Origin of the sequence: Streptomyces caelestis, assembly GCF_001279005.1 — a bacterium.
Taxonomy (GTDB): domain Bacteria; phylum Actinomycetota; class Actinomycetes; order Streptomycetales; family Streptomycetaceae; genus Streptomyces; species Streptomyces heliomycini.
This window is the reverse complement of the sequence record NZ_LGCN01000206.1, coordinates 16,701-40,131: the sequence shown is the minus strand read 5'-3', so window position 1 is coordinate 40,131 and position 23,431 is coordinate 16,701. Positions and strand designations below refer to the sequence as shown.

Below are 23,431 nucleotides of genomic sequence, written 5' to 3'. Positions count from 1 at the left end.
CTTCGGCGGGCGGGTTCTCGCCCTCTGCCGGGGGGTTCTCCTCGCCTTCGGCGGGCGGGTTCTCGCCCTCTGCCGGGGGGTTCTCCTCCTCTTCGGCGGGCGGGTTCTCGCCTTCCGTCGAGGGGTTCTCGCCCTCTACGGACGTGCTCGTCGACGTGCCCGGTGTCTCCTCGCCGCCGGTCGCGAAGGCCGCCGGGGCCGAGAGCAGGGCCAGCGGCGCTATGACGGCCGTCGCGGCCGCCACGGCCATGGTGCGGCGAAGCTTCATGAAGACCTCGGTGAGTCCGGTGTACCGCTCGGATGCGGCACGAGGTGGGAGGCGCCTCCGCAGAGGGCGCTACGGGTGTGGTCCGTGGTGATTCAGTGAGTTCGATCAACAAGACCGGTGGATGGTTGTCCCGGCCTTCACGGAATTCTTATGTGAGGTGGATCACAAGCAAGGCGTGATCGTCACTGGCATACGCTCGGCCGCCTACGACCGTCATGGAGGGAAAGCCCGCGACCCGTGGCCGAACGGCCGTCCGAAGAGTCCGGACCGGAGTCCTCGTCCCTTCCCGACGACGTCCGGGAGAAGTTCGTCCGGGACGGTGAGCGCGACATCCGCGCCTCCGTCCCCAAGGAGCCGTTCGGTAAGGCGCTCGACCCCTGCGACCGCAGCCGGGAGTCGAGGGACGACGAGTGCGGTGTCGTGACCCGCGTCCGAGACGCGGCCCGCACCCGGGGAGTGCCTCCGCGAGTGGGGAACGGTTTCCCCGGCCGGTCCCGGGTGTCCCCGGGACCGGCCGTTCTCCGGGGTGACCGGGCCGCTGTCCCCTGCCGTCCGGTCACTCGTCCGGAGCGAGGTCCCACGGCGGACGGCGGAGCCGCACGCCTCATCGCCCCGGCGAGCCACGCGTGGTCCTCCCGGCCGTCCCCGGCCGGCCCGGACACCGGTGCCAACGAGGCGGCTCCGGTCCCGGTCACGCGCCGTACGGGTGAGGGGCGGTGCGCCCGTCCGTACCGCGGACGCGGCTTCAGATCCTGCCGCGGCACAGTTCCAGCAGGGTCATCGCGAGCGCGGTGCCCGGCTTGCCCAGGGCGTCCCGGTAGGTGGCGAGGACCTCCATCTCGCGGGACAGGTTCACCCGCCGCCCGCCGGAGGCGATCCGTTCCTTCTGGATGACGGCCGACACGGCCATCCGTTCCTGCACCAGACCGATGATCCGGTCGTCGAGCGCGTCGATCCGCTCGCGGGCGCCGGTGATCAGCTCGGCGGCCTCGGCGGTGCGGGCGCCGGTCTTCTCGGTCGGCTGCGTCGTGGTGGCGGTCATGTCGGGGCTCCTCGATGGACGGGTGCGGTGCCCCGGAGCGACAGGGTCCGGAGGAAAACGCCAGGCGCCCCGGACCTTGTCGGCCCGGGGCGCCTGGGAAGTCGCTTGTCAGTTGCTCAAGCAGCACGACCATGGCAGCCGGCGGGCCGGTCGCCATAGGTAAAGAGGAAGGTCGGGTGCGTGAGCATGGGGCAAGTATGCCCGGCGGGCCGCGGCCGGCCAACACCGATCGCATGGTGAGACGGGGCCCGGTCCCGGCGGCGGGAGACGCTCCGTCGCCGCCTCGGTAGAATCGGGAGGCACAAGACCCCCGCCCCACCGCCGGAAGGCACCTCGTGTCATCAGCGTCTCCCGCTGCCAACGCGCCCGACACCGTCCTGGTCGTCGACTTCGGCGCGCAGTACGCCCAGCTCATCGCCCGTCGCGTCCGCGAGGCGCGGGTCTACAGCGAGATCGTGCCGAGCACCATGCCGGTCGAGGAGATCCTCGCCAAGAACCCGGCGGCGATCATCCTGTCCGGCGGCCCCTCGTCCGTGTACGAGGAGGGCGCCCCCCGCCTCGACCGCGAGATCTTCGAGGCCGGCGTCCCCGTCTTCGGCATGTGCTACGGCTTCCAGCTCATGGCCCAGAGCCTGGGCGGCCAGGTGGACAACACCGGCGCCCGTGAGTACGGCCGCACGGACCTGCGTGTCTCCAAGAACTCCTCCACCCTCTTCGAGGGCACCCCGGAGGAGCAGGCCGTCTGGATGTCGCACGGCGACGCCTGCTCCGCCGCCCCCGAGGGCTTCACCGTCACCGCCTCGACGGACATCGTCCCGGTCGCCGCGTTCGAGAACGACGACAAGAAGCTCTACGGCGTCCAGTACCACCCCGAGGTGATGCACTCCACGCACGGGCAGCAGGTGCTGGAGCACTTCCTGTACCGGGGCGCGGGCCTGACCCCGGACTGGACCACCGGCAACGTCATCGACGAGCAGGTCGAGGCCATCCGCGAGCTGGTCGGCGACAAGCGCGCCATCTGCGGTCTGTCCGGCGGCGTGGACTCCGCCGTCGCCGCCGCGCTCGTCCAGAAGGCCATCGGCTCCCAGCTGACCTGCGTGTACGTCGACCACGGCCTGATGCGCAAGGGCGAGACCGAGCAGGTCGAGAAGGACTTCGTGGCCGCGACCGGCGTGCAGCTCAAGGTCGTGGACGCCCAGGAGCGGTTCCTCGCGGCCCTCAAGGGCGTCTCCGACCCCGAGGAGAAGCGGAAGATCATCGGCCGGGAGTTCATCCGGGTCTTCGAGCAGGCTCAGGCCGAGATCATCGCGGACGAGGGTCCGGCGGTGGAGTTCCTGGTCCAGGGCACCCTCTACCCGGACGTCGTGGAGTCCGGCGGCGGCACCGGCACCGCCAACATCAAGTCCCACCACAACGTGGGCGGCCTCCCCGAGGACCTCGAGTTCAAGCTGATCGAGCCGCTGCGCAAGCTGTTCAAGGACGAGGTCCGGATGGTCGGCCAGGAGCTCGGCCTGCCCGAGGAGATCGTCCAGCGCCAGCCGTTCCCCGGGCCGGGCCTGGGCATCCGCATCGTCGGCGAGGTCACCAAGGAGCGGCTCGACCTGCTCCGCGAGGCCGACGCCATCGCCCGCGAGGAGCTGACCGCGGCCGGTCTCGACCGGGACATCTGGCAGTGCCCGGTGGTCCTGCTCGCGGACGTGCGCTCGGTGGGCGTCCAGGGCGACGGCCGCACCTACGGCCACCCGATCGTGCTGCGCCCGGTCTCCAGCGAGGACGCCATGACCGCCGACTGGTCGCGGCTGCCGTACGACGTCCTCGCGAAGATCTCGACCCGGATCACCAACGAGGTGCGGGACGTCAACCGCGTCGTCCTCGACGTGACCTCCAAGCCGCCGGGCACCATCGAGTGGGAGTAGTCCCCACCGTCATGTCCGCCTGAGAGCGCGCACCGGCTCTCCGGGCTTCCAGACCTGGACGACCAGGTACGTGTCGTCCTCGACGCGGGTCCGTACGACCTCCGTCAGCTCGGTGCGGAAGAGGTGGAACGGCTCCGGCGGTTCCACCTCTTCGACGTACCCGCGCCGGGTCTCCGTGTCGTCGTCGGGGACCTCGACCGCCCGGCCGCTGATCCGGACGTCGCCGCCGCCCATGCCCGTGCCGTCGCCGGGGTTCGCCTGGAGCGCGAAGCGCGGGTCGCGGCGCAGATCGAGCGCCTTGAGCGAGGCCGGCATCATGCCGAGCCACAGCTCCCCGTTCAGGAAGCGGGCCTCCAGGCCGGTGGTACGCGGTGAGCCGTCCTTGCGCAGGGTCGCGAGGACGTGGTGGGTGTACGCGGCGAAGCGCTCCTCGACGGTCTTCGCGAGATCCGGTTCGGCGGCGGTGAAGGCCGCCCAGTTCGTGTGCATGGGCCGAGTGTCGCGTGGAAAACGGACATCCTGTGTCGGGTATCGGCGGGGTCCTCCGGACGGAGCAACGGGCCCCGTACCGCATCTTTACGGAAGAGAGCTGTCGTACGGGGCGGCCCGCCGGTAACTTCCGCCCCGTACGCACACCCCCGCGGGAGGACTCATGCACGGGCCCACGCCGCCCCTGCCGCTGCCCACCGGCAGACTGCGCTTCGCCATGCCGCCGATGCACGAGTCGGTCGACGACGAACGCCGGCACCGCAAGCAGCGGCTCGCGGGCGCGCTGCGGCTCTTCGGGCGGCTCGGCTACGAGGACGGCGTCTCGGGGCACATCACCGCACGCGACCCGGAGTTCAGCGACTGCTTCTGGGTCAATCCGTTCGGGATGCCCTTCCGGCAGGTCACCGTGAGCGACCTGGTGCTCGCCAACCGGGACGGCCAGGTGGTCGAGGGCGGCCACCACGTCAACCAGGCCGCGTTCACCGTGCACGCCCAGGTGCACGCGGCCCGGCCCGACGTCGTCGCCGTCGCCCACTGCCACTCGGTGCACGGCCGCGCCCTCGCGGCCCTCGGCGACCTGCTCGACCCGATCACCCAGGAGAGCTGCGCCTTCTACGAGGACCACGCCCTCTACGACGCCTACAGCGGCGTCACCGTCGACGCCGAGGAGGGACGGCGGATCGCGCATGTGCTCGGCTCCCACAAGGCGCTGGTGCTGCGCAACCACGGGCTGCTCACCGTGGGCGACTCGGTGGACGCGGCGGCCTGGTGGTTCATGACGATGGAGCGGTCCTGCCAGGTGCAGCTCACCGCGAAGGCGGCGGGCCGGCCCGTCCTGATCGACCACCGGCAGGCGGTGGCGACGCGGGAGCAGCTGGGCGGGGACCTGGTGGCGTGGATCAACTACCAGCCGATGTGGCAGGACATCAGCCGGAGCGAGCCGGATCTGCTGAGTTAGGCGGCGGGTCAACCCGGAGCCGTGAAATTCACTCGCCCGGGCCGGGCCCGCCGGACGGGGAAGGAGCGAGGTAGGGCACAATTCGCTTTCGTCGCGGGGGACTTGTGTCGTGTTTTTTGATGGCGGGGAAGGCGGGCTTCGGGCGTGGCGGTGCAGGAGGCGAGACAGGGCGGCGCCGACGTGGGCGCCCACGAGGGCGGCTGCACCTGCGGGGACTGTCCGCACGGCGTGCGTGAGGGGCATCGGCGCGCGGTCGCCGCGTTCCTGCTGAAGCGGGACGAGTTCGCGGCCGGGCAGGGGGTGCCGGCCGCGGTGGCCCACTCCGCCTCCGCCTCCCGGCAGTGGGTCTCGGAGGAACTGACGCAGGCCGCGGAGGTCGTCGCCGAACGGGGACGGGCCGAGGGCGCGGCGTGGCTGGTGCGGCTGTGGCGGCGGACCGCGGGTGCGGTGTGGGCGGGCGTCGTGCTGCTGCTCCTGGGGCAGGCGCTCACGGCGATCGGCGCGGGGTGGACCGCCGCGCGCACCGCCGGGTTGCTGGCCGCGCTGGTGGTGGCCGGCGCGCTGACCGCCGCGTCGTGGTTCCACCGGGCGCGCGGGGGTGCGCTGGCGCCGGTGATCGGGGAGGACAACCGGCTCTCCACGTCCCGTGCGGTGGCCGCGTGCTGGGTGCTGTTCCTGGCGTTCGCGGTGCTCGTCCTGGTGGGGCGGCTCGCGGCCGCCTCCGGGAACCGGGAGCGGGACGCCCTGATCGACGGGCTGGAACTCGCCCGCGGCGCCGGTGTGGTGACCGTGCTGGCCGTGGTGTGCGGGATCGCCGTGCTGGTGCGGCGGGTGGTCGCACTGCGGGTGCGGGGGCAGCAGCTGCAGAAGGTGCGCGCGTACCGGCCCAGGGCGGCGGACCTGCTGACCGACGACTCGGGGCGGGGCAGCTTCGCCGACATCCAGTACGTCGTGATCAGCGGTGTCGCCCTGGTGTTCGCGGCGGTGCGGCTGGCCCGGCGACCGGACCAGCTGCCGGACCTGCCGTGGGGGCTCGCGGCGGTGGTGCTGGTGTCGGCGGCGACCTATCTCGCGGGGAAGTACGCGGAGGGCGGGCGGCCGGTCATTCTGTCGGTGGTGCGGGCGCGGGAGGCCGGTGATCTGGACGCGCCGATCCGGACCGGCGACGACATCGAGATCCGCGGGGCCGGGTTCGTTCCGGTGGGGGCCCAGGGCGCGGACCGGCTGTCACGGATGGTGGTGCGGGTGGGACCGGTCCATGTGCACGTCCCGTTGGTCCCGGTGACGGGCGGCTTCGACAACCCGACGGACACCCTGCTGACCGTCCCGGTACCGGTGGAAGTGGAACCGGGACGCGTGGAGGTCCAGGTCGTCACAGCGGCGGGCGCGGAAACCAACCGCTACGCGATCGACGTGACGGACTGACCGTCTGCCACCGCCCTCGCGGGCAGTCGTATCGCAGGGCGGCACGGGCGGGCGGGCGCTGGGGATAACCCCTCTGAGGGACACCCCGCACACGCCGGGCTGTGCGAACACTCCCGGCCCACACCAACGCGGGGCACCCCCTGACACGCGTGCCATGAGCACCGCGCCCGAAGGAAAACCCCGCTCCCAGGGTTGAGCCGCCCTCGTACGTCGTACGTATGGACTGACGCGGAGACCCCGGCACGGCAGCGAGAGGCGGCGGACGGCGATGACCCACGGTATGCGGGCGGACACGTACTCCCCACGCCCCGACGACGACAGGGCCTGGCGGGACACCGCCACCCGCTACGCCCTCGTCCCCCTGCGCCTCTTCCTGGGCCTCACCTTCATCTACGCCGGCCTCGACAAACTCACGGACAGCGCGTTCATGAAGGACTCCGGCGCCGGCTCGATCGGCGACATGATGCGCGTCGTCCGCGATTCCTCCGCCGTCCCCGCACTGGTCGACATGGCGTTGGAGAGCCCCGTCGCGTTCGGCTGCGCCATCGCCCTCGGGGAGCTGGCCGTCGGCGTCGGCGCCCTGCTCGGCCTGCTCACCCGTATCGCCGCCCTGGGCGGCGCGCTGATCTCCCTCAGCCTGTGGCTGACCGTGAGCTGGGCCGCCGATCCGTACTACTACGGCAACGACCTCCCGTACATGTTCTGCTGGGTACCCCTCGTACTGGCGGGCGCACCCTTCTGGTCGCTGGACGCCCTGATCAGGAACCGGCGCCACCGAGAGACCTACCAGGACATGACCAGCGGAGACAGGGCATGAGGAAGGCTGTCGGCCAGGAGAGGTGCCGGCGACTTCACCAGGAAGCAGTAGCCGGCGCCGCGGCCAGAACCCCTGCCCACGCATCACCCGGAAGCGGAGATCAGCTCACGGACCGCCTTGTCACGATTTCTTGACGGTGATGTCCCCGTTGCTGCTCTTCAGCCCGAGTCGGTACTCACCCGATGGATCGCTGGAGACGCCGATGGTCTTGTCGCCATTGTTCGTGTCCGCCGTCACCTGATAGTCGGCCTTCGGCAGAGTCAGGGTGATGTCCCCATTGGACGTCTTGGCCTGCACGTCCAGCGGTATTGCCAGGTTCAGGCTGATCGCGCCGTTGGAGGTCTGTGCCTGGATTCGCGTGCCCCTGAGGCCCTCTCCGGTGATCCTGCCGTTGGAGGTCTTCACCTCCACCGCGCCGGAGACGCCGTTCATCTCAATGCGGCCGGAACCCGTGGTCACCTTCACCGCCCCCACCTCGGTCAGATGGATCCTGCCGCTGGACACCTCGCCGCTCACTGGGACACCGGCAGGTACGTCGACGGTGTAGCCGACCGAGCAGCGGCTGCCACAGCCGCCGAGGATCAGCACACCGTTCTCGATCCGGTGGGTGGCGCCCTGCGGCTTGTCGCCCCTGTATTCGATCTCCCGCCGCAAAGACAGCCTCCCACTGCCTTCCGTGCCGTTGACGGTGACCCCGCCCGACCCGTTCTCCAGCCGCACCGAGGTGATCTTCCCGGACATCGTGCTGTTGTCCTCGAGAGTCTCCCCCTTGACCAGACCGCATGCGGCGAGCCCGCCGGCTGCGAGCGCGGCCGCCGTTAAGCCCCCAAGGCAGCGGAGTTCCTGACGCATGAATGTCCCCCGGTTCTGGAGAGCCACCTGAGTAGGCCCTCAAGGAAACGCTGGTCCAAGGCCCGCTCCGGGCCCAACGCTCCTCGACGCTATAGCGGCCGCCACCACCCGACCATGGGGCAAACCCCCGATTCGACCAAGGGCTGTCCTCACCCCGGACGCTCCGGTCCGCAGGGCCCTGACGGAGGCAACCGCGCGTCTTCGCGCGCGGCGGAGGCAGCGGGCGGGGGCGCACCTGCAGCGCCCGCTCAGGGTGTCGTCCCCGCGTCGGTCCTCCGGGGGACCGGCCTGCCTCGGCGGCGGCGTACGAGGCCGGTCAGGGAACCCACCGCGCCGGCCAGACAGAGCCCGCCGGCGACCACGGGGATCACCACGAACCACGGGGTGTCCCAGGCGCCGCCCGCGTCACCGGCGTAGACCACCGCGGCGAGGGTGAGGAAGACGCCGGCCACCAGCCTGCCCGGCTGGAACTCATGACGCAGCACGGCTCACCTCCGCCTGTCCCGCGCCGACCTGGAGATCGAGGTCGAGCGTGCCCGCCTCCTCGACACCGGCCGGCGGCTCCAGGGCCACCTCCTTGTGTTTGCCCGGCGCCACGTCCACGTCCTTCCGTCTGTCGCCCGGCAACTGGATGTCGCCCACTCCCACATCGACGCTCAGCCTCACGGTCACGTCCCTGGGCACGATCACGTGGATCCGGCCCAGGCCGACATCGACCCGCGTCGAGACGGTGCGGTCCTCGGGGACGCGTATCGCGGACAGGTCCAGTTCGCCCTCGCCGGCGCCCAGTTCGTAGGCCGGGCGTATCTGCGCGACCGAGGCGGGCTCCCAGGTCGTGCGCGTCCAGTCGGTGCCGATGTCCTTGGGCAGGGCGGCCGAGCCGGCGAGCAGGCCCGCCGTGACGACCGCCAGGACGATCGATCCCGCCCCGGTACGGCCGAGGAACGCGCTGACGGCCACACCGATGCCGAAGACGGCGAGCGCGCAGGCGAGACCGGTCTGCAGGCTGGTGCCGAGGGGATGTCCTTCCCACGTCAGCCCGGTGCCGAGACCGCCGGCGAGCAGGGCGAGCAGGAAGATCCAGCCGCCGGTCCCGCGGGGGCCGCGCGGCTTCGCCGGCCGGTGGAGCGGCGCGTACACGATGCCGCGGGTGCCGGGGCGGGGGTCGAGGCTGACGTCGACGGCGGCGGCGATGTCCATGTCGCGGGAGTCCCGGGGGCCCCACAGATAGCCGGTGCCACCTACGTGTGTGCCGTCCTTGACGATCGGATCACGCCACCACGACGGGAAGGCGGAGGGGGCCGGCGGCGCCTGGGGCTCCGGCGGGGCGTCGGCCACCGCCTGGGCGGTGATGTGGTCGGGACTGGGCGCGCCGCGCCGCCGCGACCAGTACCCGGCGCCGGCGAGCAGCAGGGACAGTATGACGGCGAAGCTCAGCACTCCGTCGTTGCTCAGCATGGTGAGGAAGACGCCGCAGCCCACCAGCGCGAACAGCACGGCCGTCAGGGTGTGGCCGTCGACCCGGCCGGTCAGCAGCCGACGGATCCCGTTCTCGTCCTCGTCCTCGTACGGGACGAAGAGCCAGGCGAAGCCGTAGAAGATGAGGCCGATGCCGCCGGTGGCGGACAGGACCGCGAGCGTGATCCGGAAGATCACCGGGTCCATGTCGCACTGCCGGCCGAGCCCCGCGCACACCCCGCCGAGCAGCTGGTGCCGGCGGTCGCGCCGGAAGCGTCCGCTCTCGTCGGCCGGTTCCGGCGGCGGGGCGGTCGCTCCCTCCGGGGCGGAGACGGGTCCCGGACCCGTCGCGGCGTGCTGGTGATCGGTCATGGGTCCATGGTGACGGGCGAGCCGCCGTGGCGGCAGTCGGTACGACCCTGGCCGGACCCTGATATCGGCCCCCGAGGGGGGCCGGGGGAGCGTTCGACGGTCCCGGCCCGTGCAGATCAGGGGAGTCTCCGGGGCCGACCCTGATGCTCCGGTACTCCCGCCGTGTGACCATCATTGGCATGTCGGAAGCCGCAGCAGCGCCAGTAGCCGAGCCGCGGCCGCCGCGCAAGCTCTACCGCAGCAGTGACGGACGCTGGCTCGGTGGTGTGGCGCGGGGGCTCGCCGGGCACCTCGGGCTGCCCGTGATCTGGGTCCGTCTCGTCTTCGTCGGTCTGTTCATGGCCGACGGTCTCGGTGCGCTGCTGTACGCCGCGTTCTGGTTCTTCGTGCCCCTGGGCGTCGGCGGTGTGGACGCGCAGAAGCCGCCCTCGCCGGTGACGGCGGAGGCCTCGCCGGACGGTCGGCGCAGACTCGTCACCCGCAGACCGGACAAGGGGCAGATCGTCGCCCTGCTCCTCATGGTCGTCGTGGCCATGATCTTCGTGGAGAACGTGAACCTGAGCAACGGCACCAGGGCCTACCTCTGGCCGACCGTGCTGGTCGGTGCGGGCGTCGCCCTGGTCTGGCGGCAGGCGGACAACGCCCGCCGGGCCCGCTGGATGGAGGTCGGCCGCCGACGGCGCACGGTCACGCTGCTGCGGGCCGTGGCCGGTGTGCTCCTGGTGACGGCGGGCGCCTCGGGCATCTTCGTCCTGCGGGGTTCCGGCAGCCACCTCGGCTCGGTGCTCCAGGCGGCCCTCGCAGTCCTCGTCGGCATCACCCTCCTCGCCGGCCCCTACCTCGTGCGCATGACACAGGACCTCTCCGAGGAGCGTCTGATGCGCATCAGGGCCCAGGAACGCGCGGAGGTCGCCGCCCATGTGCACGACTCGGTGCTGCACACCCTCACCCTGATCCAGCGCAACGCGGACAACGCGGGCGAGGTGCGCCGCCTGGCCCGGGCCCAGGAGCGCGACCTGCGCGCCTGGCTCTACAAGCCGGAGGGCAACGGAAAGGACGAGGACGACGAACCCACCACGCTCGCCGAGGCGGTGAAGCGCAATGCCGCCGAGGTGGAGGACAAGCACGGCGTCCCCCTCGAGGTGGTGGTCGTCGGCGACTGCCCGCTCGACGAGAGAATCAGCGCACAGATGCAGGCCGCGCGCGAAGCGATGGTCAATGCCGCCAAGTACGGTGGCGAGGGAGGTGCGGTGCAGGTCTACGCCGAGGTCGAGGGGAGGACGGTCTTCGTGTCCGTCCGGGACCGCGGCCCCGGCTTCGACCTGGACTCGATACCCGCCGACCGCATGGGCGTCAGAGAATCGATCATCGGCCGCATGGAGCGCAACGGCGGCACGGCGCGGCTGCGCGCGGTGCCGGACGGCGGCACGGAGGTCGAGCTGGAGATGGAGAGGGCGGAGAAGACGTCATGAGCGAGCCGACCGAGGCGAACGGAACAGCGGGAGCGGCGGAGGGGGCCGGGCGTCATGTGCGCGTCGTCCTCGTCGACGACCACCGCATGTTCCGCACGGGTGTCCAGGCGGAGATAGGGCAGACCGCGCAGACGGGCGTCGAGGTGGTCGGCGAGGCCGCCGACGTCGACCAGGCGGTCACGGTCATCACCGCGACCCGGCCCGAGGTGGTCCTGCTCGACGTACACCTGCCCGGTGGCGGCGGCGTCGAAGTGCTGCGCCGTTGCGCCCCGTTGATGGGGGACGCCGAGCGGCCGGTCCGTTTCCTCGCCCTGTCCGTGTCGGACGCGGCGGAGGACGTGATCGGGGTGATCCGGGGCGGTGCGCGCGGATACGTGACCAAGACGATCACCGGGACCGACCTGGTCGACTCGGTCTTCCGGGTCCAGGAGGGCGACGCGGTCTTCTCGCCGCGGCTGGCCGGCTTCGTCCTGGACGCCTTCGCCTCGACCGACGCCCCGCCGGCCGACGAGGACCTCGACCGCCTCACCCAGCGCGAGCGGGAGGTCCTGCGGCTGATCGCCCGTGGCTACGCCTACAAGGAGATCGCCAAGCAGCTGTTCATCTCGGTGAAGACGGTCGAGTCCCATGTCTCGGCGGTCCTGCGCAAGCTCCAGCTGTCCAACCGCCACGAACTGACCCGCTGGGCGACGGCTCGGCGACTGGTCTGAGCGGGCCCTCACACCACGCGCGTGGCGCCCGCGAAGGGCATCTCGTCGAGGGGGGCCACGCGGACCGGGGCCGAGGGGTTCGGGGCGTGGATCATGCGGCCGTCGCCGACGTAGATGCCGACGTGGCTGATGCCGGAGTAGAAGAAGACCAGGTCGCCGGGGCGGAGTTCGGAGCGGGGGACGCGGCGGCCGGCGTCGATCTGGGCGTAGGTGGTGCGGGGCAGGGAGACGCCGGCGGAGCGGTACGCGGCCTGCACGAGGCCCGAGCAGTCGAAGGCGTTCGGGCCGGTCGCGCCCCAGACGTAAGGGCTGCCGAGCTTGGCGTAGGCGTAGGAGACGGCCTCCGCCGCACGGGGACCGGAGGCCGTGAGGGCGGCGTCCCGGGTGGCCGTCGAGGAGCGTGAGGCGCGGTCGGCGCCGCCGGCGAGCGCCGCGCGTTGCCCGGGTGTCAGCCGGGACAGCAGCCGGCGGGCGGCGGTCAGCTTGGTGGTGACCGTCTTCTTGTGCCGCTCGAGCTCGGCGCGGCGGGACGTCAGCGCGTTCACCTCGACGCGTGCGGCGCCGCGCAACTGCTCGATCTCCCGGAGCTGTGTGCGTACGCGCCCCACCGCCGCCTGCCGGCGGCTGCCCGCCCGTTCGGCGAGCGCGGCGCCGTCCAGATAGCCGTCCGGGTCCTCGGAGAGGAAGAGCCGCAGGGCGGGGTCGAGGCCGCCGTCGCGGTACTGCGCCGCCGCGACCGAGCCCAGGGCGTCGCGTGCGGAGTTGAGCCGGTCCTTCCTGCGGGCCGCCTCGTCCTGCAGGTCGCGCAGCCGCCGCTGGGCCGACTCGGCCTTCTCCTTGGCGCCGTTGTACTCCTCGGTGGCGGCCTCCGCCTCCCGGTAGAGCTGGTGCACCTCGGCCTTGACGCGGTCCGGTGCCGGCTGCGGTTCGGCGTGGCCCGTCCCGCCGAAGCCGGTCGCGGTGGCCGCGCCGACGAGGGCGAGGGCGGCGGCCGCGCGGGTCGTGGCGCCGCCCGCCGTGCGCTGTCGGATCCTGCGGTGCGCTGCCACCTGGACTCCCGTCCTTGTCCACGACCGCGCGGAGCGGACTGCCGTCCGGCGGTCCGGCGGCGGGGGTGCACGGGGGAGCCGTCCGCCGCCGGACCTTCTCGGCGGTGGTGTCCGGATGCCGTCCCTGGACCGGACGGCGGTGGAGAGCCGGTCACCTGGGGGAGGACGCTAGGCCCGGCCGCGTGGCCTCGGTGACGGATTGTGCGGAAGTGGCGTGAGCGGACCGTCGAGTGACCGTAAGTGACAGGAGTCCTGTCCTGACTTCACCGTCTTCACCCAGGGTGATGACCGATGCGGCGAAGGAAGGACGGACGAGGGCGCCGGAGTGCTACGAGGCGGCTGTGGCTAGGCTCCGGCCTCATGGACGTACTCATCCACCTCTTCGTCGGTCTGCACATCATCGGCATCGCGTCGCTCCTCGGCGGCTTCCTCACCCAGATGAAGGCGATGGGCGCGGGCACCGCCCGGTTCGTCCCCGCGATGCTGCACGGCGCGCTGACGATGCTGGTCACCGGTGTGGTCCTGGTCGGCCTCAACCAGGCCCAGGACTACTCCGTCGACAACATCAAGATCGGCGTGAAGCTGGCCCTGCTGATCGTGATCCTCGGCCTGGTGTACGTGAAGCGGGACGACGAGAAGGTGGACAAGGGCCTGTTCGGCTTGGTCGGCCTGCTGACCGTGACGAACGTCTTCATCGCGGTGCTGTGGACCTGACCCCCTCCTCCACGGGCCCGGACGTGACCGCGGCCTGCTGAAGGGACATGCCCCGGGCCCTCCGAGCCGGGGATGCCGACGGCGGTGGACGCGGACAGCGCCACCGCCGTCGGCATGTCCAGGGGGGAGCCGGGTCGCCCGGCACCGCGCGCGGGCACGGAAAAGGAGGGGGAGGGGACGGAGCACGGAGGAGCCCTTCCGTGCTCCGTCCCCTCCCCCTCCCGAGCGGGTCAGGCGGGGCGCACCACGCTGTGGATCGAGGACTCGCCGTCGTAGAAGACGGACTCCTCGCGGACGTACGTGCCGGGCTTCGGCGCGTGGATCATCATCCCGTTGCCGATGTAGAGGCCCACGTGGGTGATGTCGTCGTAGAAGAAGACCAGGTCACCGGGTTGGGCCTGGGAGACGGGGACCGTCGTGCCCGCGTTCACCTGGTCGTAGGTGGTGCGCGGGAGGGTGACGCCGGAGGCCTTCCAGGCGGCCTGGGTGAGGCCGGAGCAGTCGTAGGAGCCGGGACCGGTGGCGCCCCAGACGTACGGCTTGCCGATCTGCGCGCGGGCGAAGGCGAGGGCCTTCTCGGCCTTGGTGGCGTACGAGGAGTCCGCCGGCGGCGTGGTGGTCGAGCCGGAGGACTCGGAGGCGCTGCCCGAGGTGCCGCTGTCCTGCTGCGCGGCGGCGGCCTCCTGCCGGTCCTTCTGCCGCTCCGCCTGCTGCCGGGCGAGCTCGGCGGCCTTGCGGGCGGCCTCCTCCTGCTTGTCCTTCTCGATCGCCGCGAGCCGCGCCTTCTCCTCGGCGGTCAGCTTCGACATCAGCTCGCGCGCGTCGGTGAGCTTCTTCTGGACGGTGGCCTTGGCCGTCTTCAGGTCGCCCTGGGTCTCGGTGAGCGTCCGGAGGCTCTCGGTGGCCTCCTGGCGCTTCTTCATCGTCTCGGACTGCTGGGTGACGTAGTCGTCGACCGCGTCCTTCTGGCGGCCGGTGATCCGGTCCAGCACCTGGCGCTGGTCGAAGACGTCCTGCGGCGTGTCCGCGAGCAGGAAGGTCGCGGTGTCGGGGAGGCCGGCGCCGGTCCGGTACTGGGCGGCAGCGAAGGAGCCCAGCTCCTCCCGCGCGTCGTTGAGCTTCTGGGTGCGCTCGGCCACGTCGTCGAGCAGGGTGCCGACCTGCTTGCGCTGCTTCGCGGTCCGCTCCTTGGCCGCGTTGTACTTCTCGGTCGCCGACTCCGCCTGGCGGTAGAGGTCGTCGACCTTCTTCTCGACCTCCTCCAGGCTCGGCCTGCCGTCGTCGGAGGGGGCGGCGGTGGCCGTCTGGGAGAGCAGAGCCACGGAGGTCAGGGCGGCCGTGGCCAGGGCCGGGGTCCGTATGCCTGCCACGCGGGTGCCAGGGGTGCGCGACTTGCGGTGCGACGCCAAGGGAGGCGACTCCTTCCAACGCTCCGCCTACCGGGTTAGCTGTCGGGTTCGGGCGGGTGGCTCGGAAGGGTTGCCCTACGGCCGCTCCGCGAGGGAGTGGGCCGATTCACCCCATGGTCTCGGTGGGTCCCCGGCTCCGGCTGCCGCGATCGGCAGGGACGGACTCGGCGGAGGCCGCGCGGCCCGGCGAGGTTCGCCGGTGGGGGTCGTGCGGCCCGCCCGCACCGTAGCCAACTGGTGTGGTCCCTGTGAAGGTTGATGGGTGATATGCCCGATACATTTTCGTGACCTCGTGCGTGTGTTCACCGAGGGTGAGGGTGTGGTTCTGGAGGGTGGGAATCCTGTTCCGGGCGCCGGAAACCCGGGATGTTCCCGGGGTGGCCCCGGGTTGTCGGTGGAGCGGCCTAGACTCGGAGAGCGATGAGCAGCCTCTTTGACGACAGCTTCCTGGCGGACCTCCAGGCCCAGCGGGGCCCCGAGGGCGAACCCCCGCCACCGCCCGAGGACGAGCACGTACCGGAGCAGATCCCGGACGACCTGTTCGGCGGGAAGTTCGACCTGCCGCCGGAACGGGACACCCATTACCGCGACGGCGCCCCGCGCCCGGTGATCGACGCCGCCGCGCTCCTCGAGGGGCTGAACGACAACCAGCGCGCCGCCGTCGTGCACTCCGGCTCCCCGCTGCTCATCGTGGCCGGCGCCGGCTCCGGCAAGACCCGCGTGCTCACCCACCGCATCGCCCACCTGCTGGCCGCGCGGCACGTCCATCCGGGCCAGATCCTCGCGATCACCTTCACCAACAAGGCCGCGGGCGAGATGAAGGAACGCGTCGAGCAGCTCGTCGGCCCGCGCGCGGGCGCCATGTGGGTCATGACGTTCCACAGCGCGTGCGTGCGCATCCTGCGCCGCGAGAGCAAGAAGCTCGGCTTCACGTCGTCGTTCTCGATCTACGACGCCGCCGACTCCAAGCGGCTGATGGCCCTGGTCTGCCGCGACCTGGACCTCGACCCCAAGCGCTTCCCGCCGAAGTCCTTCAGCGCCAGGATCAGCAACCTGAAGAACGAGCTGATCGACGAGGAGGACTTCGCCGCCCAGGCCTCCGACGGCTTCGAGAAGACCCTCGCCCAGGCCTACGCGCTCTACCAGTCCCGGCTGCGCGAGGCGAACGCACTGGACTTCGACGACCTGATCATGACGACGGTCCATCTGCTCCGTGCCTTCCCGGACGTCGCCGAGCACTACCGCCGCCGGTTCCGGCACGTCATGGTCGACGAGTACCAGGACACCAACCACGCCCAGTACGCCCTGGTGCGCGAGCTCGTCGGCACCTCCGAGCACCCCGCCGGCGTACCGTCCGAGGCCGAGGTCCCGCCCGCCGAGCTGTGCGTGGTGGGTGACGCCGACCAGTCGATCTACGCCTTCCGCGGCGCGACGATCCGCAACATCCTCCAGTTCGAGGAGGACTACCCGGACGCGACCACGATCCTGCTGGAGCAGAACTACCGCTCCACCCAGACCATCCTGAGCGCGGCCAACGCCGTCATCGAGCGCAACGAGTCGCGGCGTCCCAAGAACCTGTGGACCAACGCCGGCACGGGCGCGCGGATCACCGGGTACGTCGCGGACACCGAGCACGACGAGGCCCAGTTCGTCGCCGACGAGATAGACCGCCTCACCGACGCGGGCGAGGCGAAGGCGGGCGACGTCGCCGTCTTCTACCGCACCAACGCCCAGTCCCGTGTCTTCGAGGAGATCTTCATCCGCGTCGGCCTGCCCTACAAGGTCGTCGGCGGCGTCCGCTTCTACGAGCGCAAGGAGGTCCGGGACGTCCTGGCCTATCTGCGGGTGCTCGCCAACCCGGAGGACTCGGTGCCGTTGCGCCGCATCCTCAACGTACCCAAGCGGGGCATCGGCGACCGCGCGGAGGCGATGATCGACGCCCTCGCCCAGCGCGAGAGGATCAGCTTCCCGCAGGCGCTGAAGCGCGTCGACGAGGCGTACGGCATGGCCGCGCGGTCGTCGAACGCCGTGAAGCGGTTCAACACGCTCATGGAGGACCTCCGTACGGTCGTCGAGTCCGGCGCGGGCCCGGCCACGGTCCTGGAGGCGATCCTCGAACGCACCGGCTACCTCGCCGAGTTGCAGGCCTCCACCGACCCGCAGGACGAGACCCGGATCGAGAACCTCCAGGAACTCGCCGCCGTCGCCCTGGAGTTCGAGCAGGAGCGCGGCGAGGGCGAGTCGGTCGCGCTGTCCGACTTCCTGGAGCAGGTCGCCCTGGTCGCCGACTCCGACCAGATCCCCGACGAGGACGAGGACGGTTCCGGCGTCATCACCCTGATGACCCTGCACACCGCCAAGGGCCTGGAGTTCCCGGTCGTCTTCCTCACCGGCATGGAGGACGGCGTCTTCCCGCACATGCGCGCCCTCGGCCAGACCAAGGAGCTGGAGGAGGAGCGGCGCCTGGCGTACGTCGGCATCACGCGCGCGCGTGAGCGGCTGTACCTGACCCGGTCGACGCTGCGCAGCGCGTGGGGCCAGCCGTCCTACAACCCGCCCTCGCGGTTCCTGGAGGAGATCCCGGCCGCCCACCTGGAGTGGAAGCGGACGGGGGCGAGCGCGCCGGTGTCCTCCGGTCCGGTCTCGGGAGTGGCGGCTTCGCTGTCGTCGTCCCGTTCCCGCTCGTCGGCGTCGGGCGCCTCCGGTTTCGCCACCCGGCGGACCGCGGAGAAGCCCGTGGTGGCGCTGGCGGTCGGGGACCGGGTCACCCACGACCAGTTCGGCCTCGGCACCGTGGTCGCGGTGAAGGGCACGGGTGCGAACACGGAGGCGACGATCGACTTCGGGGACACCAAGCCCAAGCGGCTGCTGCTGCGGTACGCGCCGGTGGAGAAGCTGTAGCCGTCCGCCGGGACCCGTCGGGGGACGAACCCTACGACGGGTCGAGGCCGTGGCTTCGGAACCAGGCGAGCGGGTCGATCGCCGAGCCGCCGGCCGGGCGCACCTCGAAGTGCAGGTGCGGACCGGTCGAGTTGCCGGAGTCCCCGGAGAAGGCGATCGGGTCGCCGGCCTTCACGGTCGTGCCGGAGGCGACCTGGTAGCTGGAGAGGTGGCAGTACCACGTCTCCGTGCCGTCCTTCGCCGTCACGATCATCATGTTGCCGTAGGCGGAGTTGAACTGGGTGCGCACCGTGCCGTCGGTCGCGGCCATCACCGTCGCGCCGTACAGGACGGGGAAGTCGATGCCGGTGTGGACGGACATCCAGTTGATGCCGGACTGGCCGTAGTAGGCGCTGAGGCCGTGCTGTGCGACCGGGAGCGCGAACTTCGGCCGCAGCCGCTCCTTGCGGGCCGCCTCCTGGGCGGCAGCCTTGCGCTGGGCCTCCTGCTGCGCCTTGAGGTCGATGCGTTCCTGGGTGCGGCTGGCCCGGTCGGCGAAGTCGTCGGCGCCGGCGGCGAGGCTCTCCAGCTGGGTGTCCAGCTTGATGTTGACGGCGGAGGGTTTCACCGGCTGGGCGTCCGCCGCGGTCGTCGCCGTCTCCTGGCCGTCGTCGTCGGTCAGGTTGCCGACCGAGGCCGCGGCGATGCCGGCGACGCCCATCACGCACGCCGAGGGCACGGCCACCGTCAGCAGCGCGGAGCGCCTGGCGGGCGTACGGCGGCGGGAGCGGGACCCGGCGCGCGAGGCCGCGCGCGGCGTCGGGGCGGGAACGATCTCCTCCTGCCCGTCGAGCAGGTGCACCGCGGGCAGTTCACCGGTGTCGGCCGGCTCGTCGGCGGGGGCCTCGTAGGGTTCCCGGTCGAACGACTCGGCCTGGTGTTCGTAGGACTCGGCCTGCGGCTCGTGGGCGTCGGACGTGGGCGCCGGGGCGGTGGTGTCGCCGCCGTCGGAGTTCCACTGCGTGGCGTCGTAGACACCGCTGTCGAAGGTCTGCGTGCCCCAGTCCCACTGCTGGGTCAGGTCGGCGGGGTTCCCGGCCTGATCGGGCCGGAGCCACTCGCCGGAGTCCCACTGGCCGCTGGTCTCCGGCGAGCCGGCCTGCGGCGGGATCACCGTCAGCGGGTGATGACCGGTGGTCCAGGCGGTCGCGTCGTGGCCGCCGGTGTCGTACGCGGACGGGTACGGGGCCGCATAGCCGTCGTACTGCCCGGTGTCGTGACCGCCCGCGGGCCAGTGCCCGGTCTCGTACGCGCCCGTGTCGTGGCCGCCGCCGGGGAGGTCGCCGAAGAGGGGGTCGGCGGTGAAGGTTCCGGTGGTGTGGTCGCCGGTCCCGAAATGGGTGGCGGAGAAACCGGTTGAGTCGTACGCGCCGTACGTGGTGAGATCGCCGTACGGGGCTTCCTGGGTGCCGTACGACGCATAGGGCGCCGAGGCGGCATCGGAAGCCGGAGCCGGGTCCATGGTCCCCGACGGGTGACGGTCGTTCACCAACTTCTCTTTCGCCTCGACAACAGGGGCTGCCAGAGCAGTGCGGCGACTGTACCCGGCGGTATGCGGGCACGACAATCTTCCCCAGGTTTCGTGCGCGCAGGAAACGGGCAATCGGTCGTGTTTTGGCGGACGGCGGGCGCGGTCTTGGCTTTTTGTTCGAGATTTGTTCGAGGCGATGGGGGATCGACGGCGGTAAGTGAGCCGTCTCCGGCCGTTGTTGTTCGGATTGCCGTCGAGGGGGCGCGCGGTTCCGGTTGTCCCGTGGCGCGGGTGCCGGGCGTGTCGCGCCGCCGCGCGCCGTCTCCGTGCGGGGCGGCCCGGGGCGACCGGCCGTCAGGCCACCGTCAGGCCTTCCGGGCGGCCGGTGGACGGCTCCCCGGGGTGCGCCGTGTCCAGGGCCTGCCGTATGCGGGTCGCCACGGCCGGGTGCACGGGCAGGGCGAGATGACCCACGCCGCTCACCCGTACGTTCACCGACGTCAGGTCGGGGTGCTCGACGCACGCCGATTCCAGCGGGTCCATGATGTGGTCGAGGTCGCTCCAGAAGGCGACGAAGTGTGTACGGCAACCCGGCGCGGGCTGGGTGAGTTCCTCGAGCACCGGTGAGCCGGGGCGCATCTGGCGCACGATGGGGTGCGCGTTGGCCAGTGGTGCGACACGGGTGCCGGAGTGCGGGGTGCCGAGCGTGACGAGCGTCCGCACGCGGGCGTCACCGCCCAGCCGCTGTACGTAGTACCGCGCGATGAGCCCGCCGAGGCTGTGCCCGACCACATCGACCCGGCGGCTGCCCGTGCGTTCGCACACCTGCTCTATATGCCGGCCGAGCAGTTCGGCCGCGATGCGGATGTCGCAGGTCAGCGGCGAGTAGTTGAGCGACTCGATCTGCTGCCTGCCGTGCTGGGCGAGGCTGCGGCGCAGCAGCACGAAGACCGACCGGTTGTCGATGAAGCCGTGCAGCAGCACCACCGGGGGCTTGGCCTCCGCCGGCAGCTGTGCGGCGCCGTCCTGGGCGGGCAGCGCGGGGGGCGCGCCCCGGCGCTCCTGGACGATGCCGACGGGATAGAGCAGGAGGTGGCCCGCCAGGATCGCCAGCTCCAGGGCGGTCGCCTTCAGCAGGGTCAGGGAGAGATCCGCCAGCCGGGTCGGCAGAAGACGCCGGCAGAGCGGCAGGAAGGGAAGAGCTGCCTCGGTGACCTTCATGGCCGACCTCCTGTCGGCACGCGGGAGGACGGCCCTGTCCCCCGTGCGCCCTCATGGGAAATCGCTACGAGAGCGGTCGACGGTGCGCGCGTGTGATGTGTGGAGGGGGTGCGGTGGCGCGGCGACCTCGGTGCGAATCCCTTGTACGCATGTTCCCACCGTTGCCCGAGCGGTGCACGGGCACGCGGTGCGTGGGCCCCGGGGGCCGGGAACGCTGCGCGATGAACATGTCCCTCCGTGTGATTTGCCCCTCCCCACGCACCGTGAAACTGCCGGTTGCGGGATGCTGGAGATAACGTTCGTTCACTTCCCCGGCCGGTTCGGGCCGGGGGGCCCGAGCGATGTGTACGGCATGACGGACGTGTGCGGTACTTGTCGGTACGGATGGATGTAGTCGCTTCATGGAGGCAGTGATGGGTGTGGCAGCCGGTCCGATCCGCGTGGTGGTGGCCAAGCCGGGGCTCGACGGCCACGATCGCGGGGCCAAGGTGATCGCGCGGGCGCTGCGCGACGCCGGTATGGAGGTGATCTACACCGGGCTTCACCAGACCCCCGAGCAGATCGTCGACACCGCGATCCAGGAGGACGCCGACGCGATCGGTCTGTCCATCCTCTCCGGGGCGCACAACACGCTCTTCGCGGCCGTCATCGAGCTGCTCCGGCAGCGGGACGCGGCGGACATCCTGGTCTTCGGGGGCGGGATCATCCCCGAGGCGGACATCGCTCCGCTGAAGGAGAAGGGCGTCGCGGAGATCTTCACCCCGGGCGCGACCACGGCGTCCATCGTGGACTGGGTGCGGGCGAACGTGCGGCAGCCGGCGGAGGCGTAGGCCGCGTTCGCGGCGCCTTGCGGGTGAGGGCCGGGCCCGCAACGCCGCTCCCGCGGGCGGTCGTGCCTCCCCCGGTGCCGTGAGGGCCTGGGAGGTGCCCCCAGGGGCGACGGGGGTCCTCACGCTCATGGAGGTCTCCCCGCTCATGGGGGTCCCCCCGCTCGAGCGAAGCCGAGAGTGGGGGAGAAATCGAGAGTGGGGGAGGAGCCGAGAGTGGGGGAGGCGCCCCCGCAAGCGCCGGGCCGCGTGACGTACCCCCGTGCCGCACCGGCCCCGGGCCGGCACGGCCGAGGCACGGGCCGAAGCGCCGACTCCGGTCCGGCGGCCTCGTACGACCGGTACGGCATCGGCCCGGTTCGCCTGCGTGCGCCAGGTCAGGTGGCGGCCGGGGTCAGTTCGGTCAGCATGGCCGCGCGCAGGCGCAGGGTGGTGACCAGTCGCTGGAAGGCCTCCGACCAGTAGCCGCCGGCTCCGGGCGACGCGTCCTCCGGCTCGTCCGGTACCGCCAGGAGCGCGTCGAGGTGACCGGCCTCGGACGGGTCGAGGCAGCGTTCGGCCAGGCCCATGACTCCACTGAAACTCCATGGATAACTCCCTGCGTCGCGCGCGATGTTGAGCGCGTCGACCACCGCCCGCCCGACCGGCGCCGCCCAGGGCACGGCGCACACCCCGAGCAGTTGGAACGCCTCGGACAGGCCGTGCGTCTCGATGAACCCGGCCACCCACTCGGCCCGCTCGGCGGCGTCCAGCGTGCCGAGCAGCTGGGCGCGTTCGGCCAGGGACACCGCCCCCGGGCCGCCCGCCTCCGGCGCGGAGGGCTCTCCGAGCAGCGCCCGGGACCACACCGCGTCGCGCTGCCGTACCGCCGCCCGGCACCAGGCCGCGTGCAGTTCGCCCTGCCAGCCGTCCGCCACCGGCAGTGCCACGATCTCCCGGGGCGTACGCCCGCCGAGCCGCCGCGACCAGCTGCCCAGGGGCGCCGCCTCCACCAGCTGGCCGAGCCACCAGGACCGCTCACCCCGGCCCGCCGGGGCCCTGGCCACCACGCCGTCGCGTTCCATGCCCGCGTCGCACTCGTGCGGCGCCTCGACGGCGAGCGTCGGGGTGTCCCGTGTGTGGTCGACGGCCACACACGCCCCGGCCCGGACCGCCATGCGTTCCGCCAGCGCGGAGCCGGGCAGCGCCGACAGCAGCTCCGCGGCCGTCGCCCGTACGTTGCGGCTGCGGTCGGCCAGGGCCTGCTCGAGGAAGGGCTCGTCGTCGGGCCCGAGTCCGGTGCGCAGCGAGTCCAGGAACATCAGGCGGTCCTCCGCCCGCTCCGTCGCCCAGCCCGCCGCGAGGAGCTCCCGCGCGGCGGCCGGCCTGCGGGAGCGGAGGGCGGCGAGGAGGGCGACCCGCTCGGCGAAGAGGCCCTCCTCCCAGAGCCGCCGTACGCCCTCGGTGTCGTGGAGGCGGGGCGTGGACGTGCCGTCGCCCGGTGTGGAGCGCAGGGCGAACCGCCAGTCGGGGTTGAACCGGGCCAGCCACAGGGCGCGCGGCCCCGCGAACCGCAGTGCCGCCGGACGCAGGTCGGTCCGTCCCCGTGCGGCGTCGAGCAGGGCGGGCAGCGCGGCGGGGGGCGCCGCGAACCCGCGGGCGTTCGCCGCCGCCAGCCACTGGGGCAGCAGCTCCATGAGGTCCGGGGCCGTGCCCCGGCGCCCACCACCGGAGACGCCGGGACGGTCGGCGAGCAGCATCGCGAGCCGGCGCGCGGCGGCGGACGGCAGCGGAGGGCGCGGGTCATCGGGGGCGGGCCGCGGACGCTCCGCGGCTCGTGCCGGCCGCAGCCCGGCGCGTCGCCGCACGGTCGCCACGGCCGCCGCGTCCAGCAGGGCGGACGGCGCGTCCGGCCCGGGCACGGAGCCCGCCGGTGTGCGCCGGTCCGTGCCCAGCAGGGCCGTGGTCACCAGCTCCTCCCAGGAGTCCGGGAGGGACGTGCCCACGGCGGTGGTCGTCCTGCTCATGAGCTTCCTTCCCGA

The 23,431-nt window shown here is 72.0% G+C and carries 19 protein-coding genes, 1 pseudogene and 1 riboswitch; of the genes and pseudogenes, 9 read left to right on the top strand and 11 right to left on the bottom strand.

All coding sequences use genetic code 11. From position 1 onward, the window contains the following. Together ADK41_RS22605 and ADK41_RS22600 are read right to left on the bottom strand one after the other, a co-directional pair. Positions 1 to 268, bottom strand: a pseudogene (locus ADK41_RS22605) (LPXTG cell wall anchor domain-containing protein); the annotation flags it as partial. Positions 269 to 1,013: 745 nt separating this feature from the next. Beyond that, entirely contained in the window at positions 1,014 to 1,310 is a 297-nt protein-coding gene (locus tag ADK41_RS22600) for a chorismate mutase (protein ID WP_030829640.1), read from the bottom strand. Between the two features lie 335 nt (positions 1,311 to 1,645). Here ADK41_RS22600 and guaA point away from each other — a divergent pair, with 335 nt between their 5' ends. Beyond that, positions 1,646 to 3,226 (top strand): glutamine-hydrolyzing GMP synthase, encoded by a 1,581-nt coding sequence (gene guaA / locus ADK41_RS22595; protein WP_030829644.1) that lies wholly within the window; start codon positions 1,646 to 1,648, stop codon positions 3,224 to 3,226. Positions 3,227 to 3,235: 9 nt separating this feature from the next. Here guaA and ADK41_RS22590 read toward each other — a convergent pair whose 3' ends face one another. Continuing rightward, complete coding sequence (locus ADK41_RS22590; protein WP_030829648.1) at positions 3,236 to 3,715, bottom strand: pyridoxamine 5'-phosphate oxidase family protein; 480 nt, start codon at positions 3,713 to 3,715, stop codon at positions 3,236 to 3,238. 163 nt (positions 3,716 to 3,878) lie between these two features. Between ADK41_RS22590 and ADK41_RS22585 the strand changes: the two genes are divergently transcribed. The 3 genes from ADK41_RS22585 (at position 3,879) to ADK41_RS22575 (ending at position 6,915) form a co-directional block, all read left to right on the top strand. Further along, the gene (locus ADK41_RS22585; protein ID WP_030829651.1) at positions 3,879 to 4,673 is read left to right on the top strand and encodes a class II aldolase/adducin family protein; all 795 of its coding nucleotides are present in this window, start codon (positions 3,879 to 3,881) and stop codon (positions 4,671 to 4,673) included. Between the two features lie 144 nt (positions 4,674 to 4,817). After that, complete coding sequence (locus tag ADK41_RS22580; RefSeq protein ID WP_030829653.1) at positions 4,818 to 6,098, top strand: hypothetical protein; 1,281 nt, start codon at positions 4,818 to 4,820, stop codon at positions 6,096 to 6,098. A 268-nt stretch (positions 6,099 to 6,366) separates the two neighbouring features. Continuing rightward, a complete protein-coding gene (locus ADK41_RS22575) occupies positions 6,367 to 6,915 on the top strand; it encodes a DoxX family protein (protein WP_078662027.1) in 549 nt (182 codons plus the stop codon). 120 nt (positions 6,916 to 7,035) lie between these two features. Here ADK41_RS22575 and ADK41_RS22570 read toward each other — a convergent pair whose 3' ends face one another. The 3 genes from ADK41_RS22570 to ADK41_RS22560 form a co-directional block, all read right to left on the bottom strand. Continuing rightward, positions 7,036 to 7,767 (bottom strand): DUF4097 family beta strand repeat-containing protein, encoded by a 732-nt coding sequence (locus tag ADK41_RS22570; RefSeq protein ID WP_030829657.1) that lies wholly within the window; start codon positions 7,765 to 7,767, stop codon positions 7,036 to 7,038. Between the two features lie 248 nt (positions 7,768 to 8,015). Then, positions 8,016 to 8,252 (bottom strand): hypothetical protein, encoded by a 237-nt coding sequence (locus ADK41_RS22565; protein ID WP_030829659.1) that lies wholly within the window; start codon positions 8,250 to 8,252, stop codon positions 8,016 to 8,018. Next, positions 8,239 to 9,597, bottom strand: a complete 1,359-nt coding sequence (locus ADK41_RS22560; protein WP_030829662.1) for a PspC domain-containing protein — start codon at positions 9,595 to 9,597, stop codon at positions 8,239 to 8,241. Before ADK41_RS22560 ends, ADK41_RS22565 begins: the two co-directional genes overlap by 14 nt. 179 nt (positions 9,598 to 9,776) lie before the next feature. Between ADK41_RS22560 and ADK41_RS22555 the strand changes: the two genes are divergently transcribed. Both ADK41_RS22555 and ADK41_RS22550 read left to right on the top strand, forming a co-directional pair. Beyond that, entirely contained in the window at positions 9,777 to 11,069 is a 1,293-nt protein-coding gene (locus ADK41_RS22555; protein ID WP_030829665.1) for an ATP-binding protein, read from the top strand. Then, on the top strand, positions 11,066 to 11,779 hold the full coding sequence (locus tag ADK41_RS22550) for a LuxR C-terminal-related transcriptional regulator (protein WP_030829668.1): 714 nt from the start codon (positions 11,066 to 11,068) through the stop codon (positions 11,777 to 11,779). Before ADK41_RS22555 ends, ADK41_RS22550 begins: the two co-directional genes overlap by 4 nt. An 8-nt stretch (positions 11,780 to 11,787) precedes the next feature. Here ADK41_RS22550 and ADK41_RS22545 read toward each other — a convergent pair whose 3' ends face one another. Further along, on the bottom strand, positions 11,788 to 12,828 hold the full coding sequence (locus ADK41_RS22545) for a C40 family peptidase (protein WP_030829671.1): 1,041 nt from the start codon (positions 12,826 to 12,828) through the stop codon (positions 11,788 to 11,790). A gap of 360 nt (positions 12,829 to 13,188) precedes the next feature. On the opposite strand from ADK41_RS22545, the gene ADK41_RS22540 reads away from it, so the two are divergent. Next, positions 13,189 to 13,542 (top strand): hypothetical protein, encoded by a 354-nt coding sequence (locus ADK41_RS22540; RefSeq protein WP_030829675.1) that lies wholly within the window; start codon positions 13,189 to 13,191, stop codon positions 13,540 to 13,542. Positions 13,543 to 13,772: 230 nt separating this feature from the next. Here ADK41_RS22540 and ADK41_RS22535 read toward each other — a convergent pair whose 3' ends face one another. After that, a complete protein-coding gene (locus tag ADK41_RS22535) occupies positions 13,773 to 14,951 on the bottom strand; it encodes a C40 family peptidase (RefSeq protein ID WP_030829678.1) in 1,179 nt (392 codons plus the stop codon). A 7-nt stretch (positions 14,952 to 14,958) separates the two neighbouring features. Continuing rightward, a riboswitch (cyclic di-AMP (ydaO/yuaA leader) is annotated at positions 14,959 to 15,116 on the bottom strand. A 255-nt stretch (positions 15,117 to 15,371) separates the two neighbouring features. Between ADK41_RS22535 and pcrA the strand changes: the two genes are divergently transcribed. Continuing rightward, the gene (pcrA, locus tag ADK41_RS22530; protein WP_030829682.1) at positions 15,372 to 17,852 is read left to right on the top strand and encodes a DNA helicase PcrA; all 2,481 of its coding nucleotides are present in this window, start codon (positions 15,372 to 15,374) and stop codon (positions 17,850 to 17,852) included. 31 nt (positions 17,853 to 17,883) lie between these two features. Here the strand turns inward: pcrA and ADK41_RS22525 are convergent, their stop codons facing one another. After that, complete coding sequence (locus tag ADK41_RS22525; protein ID WP_234318885.1) at positions 17,884 to 19,380, bottom strand: M23 family metallopeptidase; 1,497 nt, start codon at positions 19,378 to 19,380, stop codon at positions 17,884 to 17,886. 336 nt (positions 19,381 to 19,716) lie between these two features. Then, positions 19,717 to 20,583: an esterase/lipase family protein gene (locus tag ADK41_RS22520; RefSeq protein ID WP_030829688.1), complete on the bottom strand. Its 867-nt coding sequence runs from the start codon at positions 20,581 to 20,583 to the stop codon at positions 19,717 to 19,719. 413 nt (positions 20,584 to 20,996) lie between these two features. Between ADK41_RS22520 and ADK41_RS22515 the strand changes: the two genes are divergently transcribed. Continuing rightward, positions 20,997 to 21,413: a cobalamin B12-binding domain-containing protein gene (locus tag ADK41_RS22515; RefSeq protein ID WP_030829691.1), complete on the top strand. Its 417-nt coding sequence runs from the start codon at positions 20,997 to 20,999 to the stop codon at positions 21,411 to 21,413. Positions 21,414 to 21,787: 374 nt separating this feature from the next. Here ADK41_RS22515 and ADK41_RS22510 read toward each other — a convergent pair whose 3' ends face one another. Next, entirely contained in the window at positions 21,788 to 23,416 is a 1,629-nt protein-coding gene (locus tag ADK41_RS22510) for a DUF5691 domain-containing protein (RefSeq protein ID WP_030829694.1), read from the bottom strand. Between the last annotated feature and the right edge of the window lie 15 nt (positions 23,417 to 23,431).